Genomic DNA, 16820 nt, shown 5'->3' on the forward strand with positions numbered 1-16820 from the left:
TAATAAACAAATCTTGGAGTAGTTTTGAGGGAGGGATTAATGTGAGTGAGGAAAGCAGGAAAAAAATTAATTGGGATGAGCCTGTGGTTTCAAAAGAACACCATTCATTTAACGCTTGGATAATTCGCCTTGGAGAAGAAGCCCGAACAAACAAATATTCAGTTACTTTGGATATCAGTTCGTCCGAATGTCAAGGATTGCATGAAGGGGATGCCTTGGCATTAGTTGAGGAACGAAGTGGGGAAGTAATATTAGTTGCTTTCGCCCGGATTTATCTTAAACGAGCCATTCTACAGAAAACTATTCTCTTATTTGATGGTATTCTTGAGGTAGAGAGCAGCATTATTGGATTAGAGAATGTACAATCTCTCGCATCTATTACTCGATTAGATTGGCTTACCTTTGAGAAAAGTTTAAAAACCGTTTGTAATATTGAGTTTTCCTCTTTTCCAACTCTGATTGGAAACTCCCCTCAAGAACAGTCCTACATTCGTGACTTATTACAGATGGCTGTGTATGATGACTTACTTGGTCCTGCTGGTGGCCCTGAGGAAGAGATAGTTGAAATGAGTGTACGTGACCGTTACCTGGTAGGAAGGCTTGCTCCGCAAGAAACCCGTTTCGAAGAGGCTGACGACTTGTCCAATGCAAGTGGGCGAATTGATACCGAAGATTCAGATGAGGAAATTGACGCTTCAACAAATCAGTCTCTGGTTCCTTCATCAATAGGATTTACCTTCTGTGTTGATGGGGCTGTTAAAGAAGTTGAACTTATTGCAAGTTGGGGAAGATATGAGCGTGCAGAAAGCCATAAGGTTAATGAGAAAACTGGAAAACCTCTTCGTGCATGGAAACGGATACCTTCGGGTGGGACTAAACTTATCAAATTAAATGATAGCAACATTAAACCTGTACAAATAGACATGAATTGTCCAAATGTTGTTATTCAAGGAATGATAAGTAACCCACTAGAAAATGGAGACAGGCTGGTTACGTTATTCCTAATTAATAATCAAATTAGTATAAGTCAAAATCAAGATCAAGCTTGGTTATTTCAACCTGAGTTGCTAGTACGAGACTCTCAAAATAAAGCCATTTTTAGACGCCGTCCTATCCTTCAAAATGAGGATTTCGACGATGAACGGGAATCATTAGAGATGGTATACCGACATCATATTGAGTTTGCTGTTGGTCATGGAATATCAGTACACGCTACTACTGCAGATGGGGATAGTGAACATGCGGTTGAAATAAGTACAAAAGTAATACCTAATTATGAAGTACCTATTACAGAAACTCCTGGTCTTGAATCCGAAGATCGTCCTGCAATGCGTGAAATGGTTGAGTCAGGGTATCTTGATATGGAGCTATTGGCTAATTTAGAAAGCGATGATCTAGAAAGTGCCTTGAATATCCTTATAAATGATTATGACACATGGATTCGTGTACAAAGAAAGCGAATAGTTGTCTCGGTAAAAGGATACGAAAAATCTGGAGCAGATGCGATGGATAGTTGTGATCATATTCTTGGTAGATTGCGGGAGGGCATTGCAGTACTTAAATCTAATCCGTTAGCGTTAAAGGCATTTCGTTTTGCTAATCAAGCAATGGCCACTCAACGTATACATAGCATTTATGCACTCTCAAAGCGCCGTGGTGAGAGCCCGGATTTAGATAAATTGAATATTCGTAAAAATCGTTCTTGGCGTCCATTTCAGTTGGCTTTTATTTTATTATCGATTCCTGCTTTGTCTGACCCAACTCACCATGATCGTACCGAGCCGCTTGAGGCGTATGCTGATTTGTTATGGTTTCCAACCGGTGGGGGGAAAACTGAGGCCTACCTCGGAGTAGCTGCTTTTACTATGGCTATACGGAGACTACAAGGAAATCTTGGTGGTTTTGATTCTGGTCGTGGATTAGCTGTCATTATGAGATATACACTCAGACTATTAACCTTACAACAGTTTCAACGTGCAACGGCATTAATTTGTGCAATGGAAGTATTACGTAAAAACGAACCGAAATTATGGGGAACACAACGTTTTACCATAGGGTTATGGGTTGGGAAAAAGGTAACACCTAATACTACAAAGGAAAGCCATGAAGCAATTGAAAAGGAACGTGATGGTAAATTTAGAGGCTCTACTCCTGCTCAACTTACTACTTGTCCTTGGTGCGGATCTGAGATTGCCTCTGGTCGTGATATTCGCGTAGATCTTGATATGGGAAGGACTTTAATTTTTTGTGGCGATAAGTATGGTCGTTGTGAGTTTAGCCAGGAGAAGTCAAAAAAATTAGGTCTACCAGTTTTAGTTGTAGATGAGGAGATATACCACCAACCACCTTCTATGTTGATCGCTACTGTAGATAAGTTTGCAATGATGGCCTGGAAAGGTGAGGTCCGTACGCTCTTTGGTAAAGTAACTCAGGAATGTCAACGTCATGGCCTACTATGGCCTGACGCTGATTGTAATGGAAATCATAAGAAGAAAGGTTACCTATCTGCAACTTCCGCGCAGAATGTGTTATCAGTTCGCCCACCTGACTTAATCATTCAAGATGAATTTCATCTTATAAGTGGACCTTTAGGAACTATGGTAGGACTTTATGAAACAATTGTTGATGAATCATGTACTTGGGAATTTAATGGTAAAAAAATAAGGCCTAAGGTTATCGCTTCCACAGCTACAGTAAGAAAGGCTCGGGAACAAATGAATAATGTATTTCTGAGACAAGTATCAATTTTCCCACCACATGGCTTAGATGTAGAAGACAATTTTTTCTCTATCCAAAGGCCTGTAGAAAAGAAGCCTGGTCGTTGTTATATGGGAATCTGTTCACCTGGAAGTTCACGCCCAGCAGTGTTGATTCGGATTTATGTCGCAATGCTTACCGCTGCGCAAACGTTGTATGATCACTTTGATCAAGCAGCAGATCCTTACATGACTGTAGTCGGATATTTTAATTCTCTTAGAGAATTGGGTGGAATGCGGAGACTTGCTGAAGACGATGTTCAGACCCGTTCTTACCGGGTGGAGATGAGTGATGTGGATAGACCGGGTTTGAGCCAAAGATCTGTAAAGAATGTAGATGAGCTTACTTCACGAGTAGCAAGTAAAGAGATTCCTAAAAAGCTTGACCAATTAGAGGTGAATTTCAAGTCTTCATGGGAAAAGGGCGAGGCTCGTGCGATAGATATAATGCTCGCGACTAATATGCTCTCGGTTGGCGTCGATGTAAATCGTCTAGGTTTAATGGTTGTTAATGGTCAACCAAAAAGTACGGCTGAATATATTCAGGCTACCAGTCGGGTAGGTCGTGCATTCCCTGGCTTAGTTTGTACTGTTCTCACATGGTCTCGACCTCGTGATCTCTCTCACTATGAAACCTTTGAGCATTATCATGCCACTTTTTATAAACATGTTGAAGCACAATCAGTAACTCCATTTGCTCCACGGGCCTTGGATAGGGGGCTGACAGGAACAATGATAAGTTTGTTGCGCATGAATCACGATGTATTAAACCCAAATACTGGTGCCCATTATCTCGATAGTCCTACCAAGCCAGAAGTGGAATATGTGAAACGAATTGTGAAGAATAGAGCATGGAAAGTTAAGAATGAAGAAGCAATGAATAATGCAAATCAGATGTCATCAGAAAGAATAGATATCTGGGCAAAAGAAGCAGCTAAGCCTGGTCGGCGACTTGGGTATGAGACAGAACGCGGTCAGGGCGACCTAGTGGCTCTGTTGAAGAAGCCCGGTATCTTCGCATGGGATAATGTAACTGTCCCTATGTCTTTGAGAGAGGTTGAGCCTGGTGTTCAACTTATTATGGATGTAGCGAATCTTCCTGAACCTCCAAATTGGAGGCTGAAAGAAAATGATAGTGTTAGCGAAGGAGGCAATAGAGGATGAGTACTTATAGAGTTGGAGCTGTTCGACCTTCTCAGCTATTATGGACTTATGGACCTGGGGCTTTGATCGACTTACCTAACTTATCTGCAATAACTATGGGATTAGATCTTTGGAATATTGAAAATTGTTCCCCTATTGAAGAGGCGAGATTACTGGCTGCCGTAAGACGCAAGTTAGGCCCACAAGTTGAACGATTACGTGTTCCACCATTCCTTAGAGACGAGAGTGCAGATCCGATGTCTGCTGAAGGAAAGATAGGTGTGCCAGTTAGGCCTTTTCCACGCTGGTTGAGATGTGTAAGATGTGGTCTTCTTTCAGAATATGATTCGGGGTTGTTTAAAATTAAACCCAATCCTTATCGCCCGGAGCAAACCCACTTCATTCATGAAAATTGTGAAAAGGGTAAAAAATCGGATGCAGTGCCAGCCCGCTTTTTATTAGCGTGTAGAAATGGCCATCTTGATGATTTTCCATGGCGTTGGTTTGTACATAGCGGTCCGTCTGATTGTAAAGGGAAATTAAGGTTCTTCGAAACAGGTGCATCGTTACAGACAGAAAACCTATGGGTGAAATGCGATGAATGTGAATCATCAAGATCTTTAGTTCATGCTTTTGGGAAAGAGGCTCAACAAAATTTACCAGCCTGTCGTGGAAGGCATCCCCACCTTGATATGTATGATAAATCATGTGATGAAAACCCAAGGGCTGTATTACTTGGAGCTACCAACAGCTGGTTTCCTATTACTTTATCAGTATTGGCAATACCAATTCATAACAATTTGTTAAATCAACTTGTGGCTGATGGTTGGGAAGATTTTGTAGATGTTGAAAGTCCTGAGGAATTAAGAGGAATCGTCAGGACGCTCTCCAGAAGAGGGGTCTTGCCTGGTATAAGTGAGTATGATTCTAAGGATATATGGCATGCAATTCAAAATAAGAAAAACGGGCAAGCTGCAGATGAGAATGTTACGGAACTTGATATTAAAGTGCCAGAGTGGGATGTTCTTACATCATCATCACCTCCAAATGATTGGCCACAATTCTTAAGCCGGCGAACAGAACCTCCAGCAAGTTACGGGGATAAAATATCAAATGTATTATTATTAGAAAGATTAAGGGAAGTAAATGCACTAATTGGATATACAAGGGTCGAAGCCCCAGAGGAAGGTTCAGATACAGAAGTTCAGCCAACTATGGCTGGATTATGCCGCGGTCGCCCAAAGTGGGTGCCAGCAAGTGAAGTGCATGGCGAGGGGATATTCATACAGTTTAATGAAGAGAAGATAAGGGATTGGGAAAACAGGGGGATTGTTAAAGAACGGAATTTAAAGTTAGAACTAGGGCATAAGGGATGGCGTAATGCAAGGAAGTTAGATCCAGAGGAAGGGTATCCGGGAATTAGGTATGCAATGTTACACACATTCGCACATCTGTTAATCCGTGAGCTAGCGCTTGAATGTGGATACAACGCAGCTAGTATTAGAGAACGGATATATGCTAGTGATGATTTGGAACGACCAATGGCTGGGGTTCTATTGTATACTGCAGCGGCCGATTCTGACGGAACGTTAGGAGGGCTCGTAGAGTTGGGAAATACCGAAAGCCTTGGTCGACTTATTGATCAAGCCTTGGTAAGATCAGAGATTTGTTCATCAGATCCATTATGTTCGGAGCATGATCCAAGTCAAGATCGAACTCTTCATGCTGCATCATGTCATGCCTGTGCTTTTGTCGCCGAGACTTCTTGTGAATGTGGAAATCGATATCTTGATAGAGCTCTCCTTGTTAATACATTAGAATGTAGTGAAGCTGCATTCTTAAAAAGGGAATTTAATTAATGAATGAAATATTTCAGATTGTTGCAGAGCTAGGAATGAAACTTCACCCAGATCGGATAAGAGCAATTGCCGAGAAAATAGCTTCTTTAGGATCTTTCAAAGATTTTTCTAGAGCAAAAACTAGTTTTGGGCCTAACGTTGATAATTTATTAATTATTAGATTTGAACGTGCTTGGCAAAAGTATAGTCATATTACGCCTGCTGAACTGTCTATAGCATTACGTAGTTCATCTTGGACTTCGAGTTTGCACAATATGAAGAGTTCCATTGAATTAGTATGGACAGGTCCATCAACTGGGATAGTACCTATTAGACATACTGAGCAGGTGTTGTGTCAAGTAATTAGATCTGCAGTCAAGAAGCTTTACATAGTCAGCTACGTTGCATACAAAGTTGAAACAATTATCCACGAATTATGTCATGCCGCTGAGAGAGGTGTGAGTATTAATTTGATTTTTGAATCCTCTACAGAACATGGAGGAACTGTCAGTTTTGATTCAGTGGAAGCTATGAAAAAAACAGTCTTAACAGCAAATATCTATATTTGGAAAAAGACAGGACAATTAGTTGGTTCAGTGCATGCTAAATGTGCTGTTGCTGATGGGCAGATATCATTTATTACGAGTGCAAATTTCACTGCCGCTGCAATGGAAAGGAATATGGAGCTAGGCGTTTTAGTTGAGGGAGGGCATATTCCCCAAAACTTAGAACGACATCTTGAAGCACTTATTGTTACTGGTATCGTTCAAAGAATTTGATTTGGGATTACTAAGGTATTTCTAAATTTATCACGCTTATGTAATACTTGCTGTTTTTATCTACCGGTATTTTTTTTGAATTGCTGCTGCCTAAGTTGTAGGTTAAGAAAGACATAGTAATCAGCAGTTTATCATCTCAATAGATGGATGCGAGAATTTAGGAGACAGATTTATTTGGAGATTAATTGGGGACAAAGATCGCCAATTGATCTCCAATGTCAACTAAACAAAATCATACGAGAGCGTAAAAATTCTTATTATGTTTACTTTTTTAATGGAATTAAAGAGGCTCTATTAGAAACAGAATCCCCCGTCCCTTCAGCTATCCTCCCCCAACAACTCCCCAACAGAAACCTCCAGCGCCTTCGAAATAGCAACTACCTCATAATCCTGCACAAGCCTATACTGACCTTCCAAACGCGATAGACTGGTTGGACTAATATCTAAGCCGAAGGTTTGTAACCTGGCGAGAAAATCCTTTTGCTTCATTCGCTTAGCTTTTCGAATAGCTACCACTCTGGTCCCGATGATGTTTTTGTCACCTGGGGGCTCTTTGCGATGCTTCATTTCGGTGTCACCTCACAATATTAACCAAATTGTATGCGAGGCAAGTGTTGTTTTAATGCGAATATCGAATTAAAATAAAATAAACCGATAAACGCACTAAAATCTCTGTACATCGTCTACAGAGTTAGCTTTGCCAGAAAGGTGAGGATGCAATGCACAATCTGACGCATAAATATGAGGAGGAGAAGCGCAAGCTGAATGAACTCGGGCAGCGATTAATGGAGCAAGGAATTCCGTTGAGCACCAATGAGGCGCTTCAGGCTCAGAGTCGTAAAGTAGATGAACTTATTAATCAGATGTATCAAGAAAAGAACGGGTATTCAGAGGCTTTGTGTTTAAACTTCTGTCTTGGGGGAGATATGGTGAGCTTTCCTGCGTGGTTTATACAAACAATTCAAGGTCGATTGAATGAGGTGACTGCACAAATAGAATATCAATCGGAGCCTAGACAAGCGTTTGAAGAAGAGAGCGATGCTTTTCAGGCGTTATTTGACTCCATGGATATTGCTCTTATGCCGGAGTTTGAGGATTGGGAGAGTAAACTTCAATTGAAACAGTCCGTTATTTATGAACGCCTATATCTACAAGGACTTAAGGATGGGATGCAGCTTGCCAATGCCTTCACTGCTCCTTCTGTTCTCTCGGATTAACATGGACAAAAAAGGCATACACATACTTATATTTGGGCTGTCAATTCGACAGTCTTTTTCTTATGTGCATTTTGGAAGGGAATCCTTCCCATATTGTCGAATTACCATACATATTGTAAATCCAGATGATATGAGGTTTAGCTATGTTTAAAGCACTGATTTCTCTCTTCAAGAAATCTGACCCTAAGCCGCCACAGGCTGTACATAAGGTGCAAGCTCCAAAATCGAAGCCAAAAGTTGCACCCACGCGAATTGGAGAGTTAGGCGAACATAAAATCAATATTCAACTTGACCAGCTACCTAAGGAATGTAGATCATTAAGCGATCTGCTGCTTTCTAATTCCAAGTCTAGAACAGGTTACGCTCAGATTGATCATGTTGTTATTTCTCCGTTTTGCGTATTTGTCATCGAGACGAAAAACTACAATGGGGAAATTAAAGGTGGACGGACGGATCAGCAATGGTCGGTGAGTAACCGTTACAAGATGTATAATCCGCTGAAACAGAACTATGGACATATCAAGGCCATCGAGAGTCTGTTAAAAGATGTGGCCACAGTGAAATACATCTCTATGATTTCATTCACGATGAGATGTAGGTTCAGTATTGACCCAGAGCTTCGGAAGATCCACTCGGACGAACTGATTGTCTATGATGTGGAATTAAGTGAGTTTATCACCAGGAAGATGCTCAGTTTGAGAACAGCAGTACCTGAACCTCCTATTTCTACTGCACAGGCCCAGACCATATATGATTATCTGGTTCAGGCTAATATTACCGATATTGAGATTCGTAAGATTCATGTGGATAAAATCAAGAGCAGGAGCTGATTTTAATGCCGATCTACAACAAACTTTTTCGTGAATCCATGAAATTATCCGAAGGTCCGATAAAGACTTCAATTGCATAACGTTAGAGAAAGAATCTTATATTTCCGAACTAAAAAGAAAGCTTCGAGAAGAGGTAGAAGAGTATACCCGAGCTGCCGATGACTCAGAGGGAGTCGAAGAACTGGCCGATATTCTTGAAATGGTCCACGCTCTTGCTCAAGTACATAAGTTCCTTCCAGAAGATTTAGAGAAGGTGCGTGCTAAGAAAGCAGAGGAATGCGGAGAATTTAAAGAGCGCAAGCGCACTTTTCTAATTGAAGTAACGGGTTAATCAAGTTTTAGGTAATTACTGTAATTATACATTCCTATTGGGGGATCAACATGACATTACCAGAATCTATTACTCAAATTTTTAGGAGAAAACAAAAATCCTACAAGATGGTGCTCATCATATCCTTAATTGAAGAGCTGAAGACTACTAATCAGGAGAGAGCTTTTTTTGATAAAGTGAGGGAGCGATTTCTTAGTTACTATATGCAGCAACAAGATCTTGGACATAGGGTAGATGAGACACCTATTCGCTACCACGCCCGATGGAACGAGATAACGATTGGGCAGCTTAATTCTATTTTAACGACACCTGTTAAGGTTCTTTCAGAAATTATATTTGTTGATAGAGAAGATAATTCAATTGGTTTTTATCCTGAGATAAAGAGTCAACTCGGGGAGGGTGGCCTACGCCAGTTGGAGAACCTAGCAAAAGAAGAGCTAAATAAGTATAATATTGCAATGCAACAATTCTCTCTGAAAAATCACCTGGAGAATATTATGGCCCAATATGTTCAGGCTAAAGCAGAACCCTTTAAAGGCCATTCGTTAGGAACTTTATTGCGTAAGACGATTCCTTCTGAACTAAAGACCTTACCTTTCCTGAATGAGGAGCACTATAAGATTCAAGGCTCCATTGGACAGGGGAAATGGGCAGATGTGCCTTGGTTTTCTATATTAGATAAACGAATTACTAGTACCACTCAAAGCGGTGAATATGTCGTATATCTTTTTGCCGAAGATATGAGTGCTGTGTATCTAACACTTGCCCAAGGAGTGACGGTTCCATCGAAAGAGAAAGGTAGCAAGGAGAAGTATGCCTACCTACGCAATAAAACTCAAGAAATTCGTGAGCTCATTCCTCTCACAAATATGAATAAGGACGAAAATATTCATCTCTTAAGCCACGGCCGAGGGAATGATTATCAGGCATCCACGGTTGCATACATAAAGTATGAACGTGGTAAGGTGCCGTCAGATGAGCATCTGGTACAGGACCTACAGAACGTAATGGAAGATTATCGAATCTATGTTGAAGATCACATACTTAACGAAACGGCAAGCACCCTGGAGGTAGAGCCAATGATGGAGTATATAGAATCGGTACCTGAGCCAATTGACGATGCCCAAATTCCCTTCCTCCTCCACCAAATCCAATTCCACATCCGCCGCAAAGGCTTCTTCTTCCCTGAGCACCTTATCGAGAATTTTTACCTCTCCCTAAAGACTAAGCCTTTTGTCATTCTGGCAGGCATATCGGGAACAGGAAAGACTCGGTTGGTGAAGCTGTTTGCAGAGGCTCTTGGTGCAACGGGGAATAACGGCCAGTTTACCTTGATCCCAGTGCGGCCGGATTGGAGTGATCCTGCGGATCTGCTGGGGTACAAGGATCTTTCGGGCAGGTTCAAACCGGGTCCGCTCACGGAAGTATTAGTAGAGGCGCGGAAACCGGAGAATCAGTATAAACCTTATTTTATCTGCATGGATGAGATGAATCTGGCGCGGGTAGAGCATTATTTCAGTGAACTGCTAAGTGTGCTGGAAACACAGGACTGGCAGGAGGGAAAGATTCAGACACAGGATCTCATATCTTCTACCATGCTGGATACGTCTGAGGATCAAGTGAAGTATGGCAGTCTTGGTATTCCGGAGAATGTGTTCTTAATCGGGACTGTGAACATGGACGAAACGACACATCCTTTTAGCAAAAAGGTACTGGATCGAGCCAATACACTAGAATTCAATTATATTAATCTGCAACAGTATCCGGATTTGGGTGAGCAGGTAGAGACCAGTGATAGCTCTGACGCTGCCGAATTGAATCATCTTTTTCTGCGCTCCGATTATTTGCAGCTAGTGGATGCTTATGATGCCAACAAAGAGCTTGTTGTACGGACGACAGAGAGAATGGTTAAGATCAATGACTTACTTGAGGATATTCACGCTCATGTAGGTTTTCGGGTACGGGATGCGATTTGCTTCTATATGATCTATAACGAACGGTACAAGCTGATGAGTGAGGAAGAAGCTTTTGACTGGCAACTGCTGCAAAAGATACTGCCGCGTATTCAAGGGAGCCATTCTTCGGTTCGCCGGGTATTGTTGAACTTGATGAAAGGGGCTCTTGGTACCGGATCTGGTGTTACAGTAGACTTCCAAGCTTTTATGGATGATGCTTCTCCACTCTACCTGAAATGGGCTGCTGGCCAAACTCCACCTACGGCTAAACATCCACAAAGTGCGCGTAAATTGGCTTTTATGCTTAGGAGGTTAGAGGAAGATGGATTCACCTCTTACTGGCTCTCTTAATCAGACGGTAGAATTGCTCCGTATAGAAACGGAGCTTTTTACGCTTTTTCTTCAAGGACGGCCTTATCATCCTACGGTGGAGACATTGCAGCTTCATCGTTCTTCTAGTCAGGAATGGGTGAGTGCGCAGCTTGGGCTTGTTTGCTCCGAACGGCTTGGTGATGTTCAGATTAAAGTTTTTTCCCCTGAAGCCCACGGGATGGTGGACTGGCAGCCGAGGGAGTCTGCTTTTCCTTGTTTTTATGAGACACAGTCGTATGAGCTGGTGATTCAGAAGAAGACCGCTGCTAACCTATCTTTTTATCATGAAAATGTGCTGCTTCGGCAGGCAATTAAGCCTCTAGGTGAGACTATTCTTGCGGGTGTTCTGAACTTTGGGAATGAGGTAGGTTTGACGGAGTGGGAGATCCGTAGTTCAGGACAGGCTTTGCTGCGGGTAGAGATGGAGATCTTTCCCTCTAAAATGGATTACAAGCTGGATTACCAGAATATTTTAAATGAAGTGAATGAGCAGATTTATAATTTGGCCTTTGATTTTTTGCGCAAAACCTACCAATTAACAGGCCTGCGGGAAACGCAGCATCAGAGCTTGACGGAGTTTTTCACTATACTTCAGCATGTATTTAGACAGCTTCTGGATGCCGTTGAGCGGATTAACAAGAATCCTAATTATGCTCTGCTCCAGGATCGCCGACTAGTGGACGCCAATCGGGTCAAAAAGGCAGGAAGAGAGAACATCCGCGAGCTCGCGAAGCATCCCGAACGATTAAGAGAAGACATGGACCATGGATTCCTGACCATCGGCAGCCGAAATTACACAGCTACACATTTAATGGAGACACGAAGACGCCTCGCCTATGATACTAATGAGAATCGGTTCATCCGCTGGATGCTGGAACGTATTCATGGAAAGTTGAAAGAGCTCAAGAGTCGCTGGAAGATTAAAAACCGAACCCCAGATCCATTACTAATAAAAAGGATAGACACCATGCTCACTCAACTAGAGCGGGTGCTCAAGATGGATTTCTTGCGTGAGGCTGGAGTACTGAAGCAAATGTCCGTTACGCTGGTGCTGCAGATGGCCCCTGGATACCGCGAAGTCTATCGCTGTTATCTAATGCTGCTTAAAGGCTTGTCTATCCAAAGTGACCTGTTCCGCTTATCCATGAAGGATGTCGCTCAGCTCTATGAGTACTGGTGCTTCTTGAAGCTGAATCAGCTCCTGGGGCAGAAGTATAAACTGGTGAAGCAGGATATTATTAAGGTGAATCGGAACGGTATTTTTGTTACACTTGACCGCTCGCAGAGCGCTAAGATGGTGTACGAGAATCCAGTTAACGGAGAGCAGTTCATCCTGTATTATAATGCGATTCCTAGCTCGGATAGGACCCCGACGCTCAATCAGCGTCCGGATAATGTGCTGACACTAAAGAAGAAGGATGCTGGCAAAATCAAAGAGTATAAGTATATTTTTGATGCGAAGTATCGGTTAAATCCGGCTTATGAAGGGACTTCCTATCACGGGACTTATAGACAACCTGGACCTGAAGAGGATGACATCAACACGATGCACCGCTATCGTGACGCCATAGTGTATCAGGAGAAAGGCTCGGGGGAATATGAGCGAAGTATGTTCGGTGCCTATGTGTTATTTCCCTATCCGGATGAGGAGCGGTATAAGACCCACCAATTCTACAAAAGCATCGAGCTATTGAATATTGGCGCTTTGCCGTTCCTACCGAATTCTACAAGCCTGGTGGAGCAATTCTTGGATGAGATTATTCAGGATAGTCCGGAAAAAGCTTATGAACGATCTACTCGTCCACGCGGTACGAAAGAATACTATGCCAACCAACTCGCGGGTAAAAATGTTCTTGTCGGCTCTGTTCGTGGTCCCAAACAAGTCGAGGTGGCCAGGCAGCACTCTTTTTACCATGTACCTTTGAAGAACCTTGCAAGCCAGAAGATAATAACCCAAATCGAATATATAGCGATGTGCCAATCGAGAAGGAAATTCTTCGATCCTGCAAAGACAGGGATTCATTGGGTGGGTAAAGTGGTGGATTGGGAAGTGGTGAAACGGAAGGAAATAAAGGAGATTGTCCCTGAACCTCATAAGGAAGAGAAAGATTATGTTAGATTCACTGTTGAGGAATGGATACCTTTAAAGCCTCACATTGCTTTAGGGGGACAGGGAATAAATACAGTCCTTTACACAAGCAAATATGTCCTAGACCGAGCGCTGGAAATCGCGGAGCTTCGCTTAGAAACGGAGGAAGATCTTCGTGAATGGCGTGAGAAACGCCGAAAGGGCAGAGTGAAGGTGAAGGTGGATCATGACCAGTATGTGGACTTAGGGAAGGTTGTTGAAGTTCGGAATATTTAAAGCTAGTGAAAATGAAGTAAGGTTATTGTCCTGCCATTTATCAAGCATCCCGCTGGATAATGGCAGGATTTTTTTATATTAGGCAAATACAAAACATCCTGTTAATAGACGGTACTTGGAATGAACATGTTATGATAACAGTTATATAGAAAGAGATCACCTGGAAAAGCTTATGGATGCACTGGATGTACAAGTATTTTGTATAGATTCTAAAAGTCTTGAAGTACATAACTATGAAATTATTGAATTATAGCGCGGAGTTTCTCCCCTTCTCTCCCACACATATATCCACCCCGCAACTCAAGTATCGCCGCTTTCGCAAATAGTGATCTTTCACCTGTTTCCCACCATCCCACAATTATCAAAACATTTGTTAATGGTTTGGGCTTTTCTACGTATTAACTTATGTAAGTTTCTTCACAACAAATTGCGCAATTTGTTTAGCTTTTCGATGAAGGTGAGGTGGAAGGAGGGTGAAGATGGAAGTTATCCAGGGTACTGCGGACCGTTACAAGAATATCGAAAGATCACGTGGTGCCATGATGTCAAAAGAGGAATTTACCCGGATGTACGATACGTACTACAAACGTGTTTACAAATATATTAGTTATCGCATTAATAACCACCACGTGTCGGAGGACATTTGCAGTCAGGTGTTTGAGACGGTGATGTGTAAGTATTACAGCTTTTCAGAAGAAAAATCGAATTTTGAGGTTTGGTTGTTTGCCATTGTAAGGAACGCTGTGACGGATTACTTCCGGGGGCAGAAGAAAAGAAGCTATACCTCACTAGATTCTTTGCTGGAGCTCATATTTCCCAAGCCGTCTCCGGAGGAACTGGCGATTCGTGAGGATAATAATCAAGCGCTGTTCAAGGCGCTCTCCAAGCTGCGTGAGAAGGAACGTAATATCATTGCAATGAAATATGGGGCTGGGCTGAAAAATTCCGAAGTCGCACAGATCATGGGCGTCAGTGAGTCCAATATTGGTGTCGTATTGCATAGAAGTCTGAAGAAACTGCATATTTCTTTAAAAGCAGGAGGATTCAACCATGAATAAAAAAAATGATGATCTCACAAAATTCAGCAAAACCATAGAGCTGCTTGAGAATGTTGAACAGGATAACACAGCCGCCAAAGAAAGAATTTATAACCGTTTAGTATACAAGCTGGACCACGGAGCTCTTGAACCCAAATCAGAGAAAAAGGACGGGATAACAATGAAAAAAAGTAGCTGGAGAAATGCAATAGTGATTGGTAGTGCAGTCATTTGTTTGGGTGGCGCATTCTCTGCAACCTCCTATGCACAGGATATGTTCCAATCGATCATGGCAAAGTTTGAAGTAGGAAATCTCGAAATCACGCAATACGATAAGGAAATCCCTTCGGCTGGACAGTCAATGACTCCATCTGAAGAGGGGAAAGGCGGGGAGAATATTGCCATTGAATTGCCGGTTGCAGCTAAGTTGAGCCTGGATGAAGCACGTGCGGAGCTTGGAATGAACTTCCCGGCACCAACCTGGATGGCAGACTATGCGTTTGTGAATGTTGTTCTTCAGGGGACCAGCATGGCTGAAGTGCAGTATAACTCCGGGGATAAAGCTGTTAATTTCCTAATCTCCAAGGGCGGCGACAATGGGATCAGTACTACGGAAGAAGTGAAGACAGAAGTAATTAACGGGACTAAGGTTTATTTTGCAAATGGAATTGTGATTTGGGAAAAAGATGGCTTTACCATTGAACTTTACGCTCAAGAAGACTTTGACAAAGCCACACTTGGGAAGATCATCGATAGTTTCAGCATCGGTGCTCCTGTGAAGTCCTTAGGGACTGAAGAAGTGAAAGAGAATTTGCAGAAGAATGAAGGGGTAGTTGCAGGTCCGGCTCCGGTTCCGGTTGTAGATTCAAAATAAGATGCTCTACTTAGGGTAGTATTCATAGATACACATAAAGAAGACGCGAGGGGATTCCCCTGAGCGTCTTTTTTTACGAGGCTATACACTTCCAACCATTGCCACCCTCCCAATTCAAAAGTATAATTGAGAATAATTATCAATCAGCGAATTTAATAAAATTCATCGAAGCAGTAAAGAGGTGACAGCATGCAAAAGCAATCTCAAAAGACAGATTTAAGCGAGGTTAAAAAATACATAGAAGAGAATTTCGCGAAGCCCTTATCTTTAGCTCATTTAGCTGATCTTACTGGTCTTAGCTCCAGTTATTTTTCCTCAGCGTTCAAACAGGAATATATACAAAGTCCAATGGAGTTTGTTACCCAGCTACGGATTCAAAAGGCTAAACAATTATTGCAAAAGGAAGACGTTCGCTTGAAGTTTATAGCAGAAGCTGTTGGATATAATGATGAGTTTTATTTTAGCCGAGTGTTCAAAAAAGTTGAAGGGATATCCCCAACGATGTACTCCAGCCAGCAAAAATCTAATATCGGTGTTGTAACTGGGAACATGATGGGGTATCTACATGCGGCAGGAGTAGTCCCGTTTGCTGCACCCTTAAGTGCAAAATGGACACCGTACTACTATAATTTGTGGTCGCAAGAAATCGAGCATAAGGTAACCTTGACGCAAAATAAAAATTATTGCAGCCCAAATGAGCTGTTGCATTTGCCAATCGATCTTCTTATTTCTCCTAAAGATTTGTCGTCAGAGCTGGTAAAACAGATAGAGGATCATTTTCCAATCTATTGGTTGGATGATAAACAAGATTGCTTAATAGCGTTAACTGAACTTGCTGCCCGATTAAATAAACAAGAAGAAACGAATCAATGGATCACGCAGTATAGGGCAAGATTGGAAGACATTCGTAGCGAGTTAGGCTGGACCACAAATCCACCTAAAGTTCTAGTTATACGTATCTATCAGCAGCAAATCTTTGCTTATTGCAATACAGGCATTCAGCATCTTTTATTTCAGGATTTGGGAGCGGAATCTGGTTATGAGCAGCCTGGTCTATATAATGCAGAGATTACTTTTGATGAGTTAAGTACATTGAAGGTAGATAAGCTGTTTACGATTATATGCCCTGATGATGAGTCACGCGCAACCTGGCATCATTTGCAGAGAGACGCTGGATTTAAACAGTTAGAGGCTATTAAACAGCGACAAATCTATGTCATTCATTCTGATCCTTGGTTCGAATATTCCCCTGTGGCTTTAAAGCGGATGCTAGAGGAAGTTGCAGTGATGATGATACCTTGAAAATGTACATGAGGAATCATA

Annotated in this window: 11 protein-coding genes; 10 read left to right on the top strand and 1 reads right to left on the bottom strand. The window is 42.1% G+C overall.

Features of this window, described 5'->3' with window-relative positions:
* The first annotated feature begins 41 nt into the window (after positions 1-41).
* From drmA to drmC, 3 genes are read left to right on the top strand one after another with little or no spacing between them, the layout of a single operon-like run.
* Positions 42-3920, top strand: a complete 3879-nt coding sequence (drmA, locus tag NST74_RS03435) for a DISARM system helicase DrmA (RefSeq protein ID WP_341110393.1) — start codon at positions 42-44, stop codon at positions 3918-3920.
* Complete coding sequence (locus NST74_RS03440; protein ID WP_341110394.1) at positions 3917-5758, top strand: DUF1998 domain-containing protein; 1842 nt, start codon at positions 3917-3919, stop codon at positions 5756-5758. The genes drmA and NST74_RS03440 overlap by 4 nt, the downstream gene beginning before the upstream one ends.
* On the top strand, positions 5758-6516 hold the full coding sequence (gene drmC / locus NST74_RS03445; RefSeq protein WP_341110395.1) for a DISARM system phospholipase D-like protein DrmC: 759 nt from the start codon (positions 5758-5760) through the stop codon (positions 6514-6516). The genes NST74_RS03440 and drmC overlap by 1 nt, the downstream gene beginning before the upstream one ends.
* Before the next feature lie 318 nt (positions 6517-6834).
* Here drmC and NST74_RS03450 read toward each other — a convergent pair whose 3' ends face one another.
* The gene (locus NST74_RS03450; RefSeq protein ID WP_341110396.1) at positions 6835-7083 is read right to left on the bottom strand and encodes a helix-turn-helix domain-containing protein; all 249 of its coding nucleotides are present in this window, start codon (positions 7081-7083) and stop codon (positions 6835-6837) included.
* Positions 7084-7235: 152 nt separating this feature from the next.
* On the opposite strand from NST74_RS03450, the gene NST74_RS03455 reads away from it, so the two are divergent.
* From NST74_RS03455 to NST74_RS03485, 7 genes are all read left to right on the top strand, one after another.
* Positions 7236-7733: a hypothetical protein gene (locus NST74_RS03455; protein ID WP_341110397.1), complete on the top strand. Its 498-nt coding sequence runs from the start codon at positions 7236-7238 to the stop codon at positions 7731-7733.
* Positions 7734-7876: 143 nt separating this feature from the next.
* Entirely contained in the window at positions 7877-8563 is a 687-nt protein-coding gene (locus tag NST74_RS03460) for a nuclease-related domain-containing protein (protein ID WP_341110398.1), read from the top strand.
* 381 nt (positions 8564-8944) lie between these two features.
* Positions 8945-11200 (top strand): MrcB family domain-containing protein, encoded by a 2256-nt coding sequence (locus tag NST74_RS03465; protein ID WP_341110399.1) that lies wholly within the window; start codon positions 8945-8947, stop codon positions 11198-11200.
* On the top strand, positions 11172-13586 hold the full coding sequence (locus NST74_RS03470; RefSeq protein ID WP_341110400.1) for a restriction endonuclease-like protein: 2415 nt from the start codon (positions 11172-11174) through the stop codon (positions 13584-13586). The genes NST74_RS03465 and NST74_RS03470 overlap by 29 nt, the downstream gene beginning before the upstream one ends.
* 479 nt (positions 13587-14065) lie before the next feature.
* Positions 14066-14644 carry a sigma-70 family RNA polymerase sigma factor gene (locus NST74_RS03475; RefSeq protein WP_052404147.1) on the top strand — a complete coding sequence of 193 codons (579 nt, stop codon included), beginning with the start codon at positions 14066-14068 and terminating at the stop codon, positions 14642-14644.
* A complete protein-coding gene (locus NST74_RS03480) occupies positions 14637-15497 on the top strand; it encodes a hypothetical protein (RefSeq protein WP_341110401.1) in 861 nt (286 codons plus the stop codon). Before NST74_RS03475 ends, NST74_RS03480 begins: the two co-directional genes overlap by 8 nt.
* A 189-nt stretch (positions 15498-15686) precedes the next feature.
* Positions 15687-16799 (top strand): helix-turn-helix domain-containing protein, encoded by a 1113-nt coding sequence (locus NST74_RS03485; protein WP_341110402.1) that lies wholly within the window; start codon positions 15687-15689, stop codon positions 16797-16799.
* Positions 16800-16820 lie beyond the last annotated feature (21 nt).

The sequence above is a fragment of the Paenibacillus sp. FSL F4-0125 genome (assembly GCF_038008565.1).
Classification (GTDB): domain Bacteria; phylum Bacillota; class Bacilli; order Paenibacillales; family Paenibacillaceae; genus Paenibacillus_AQ.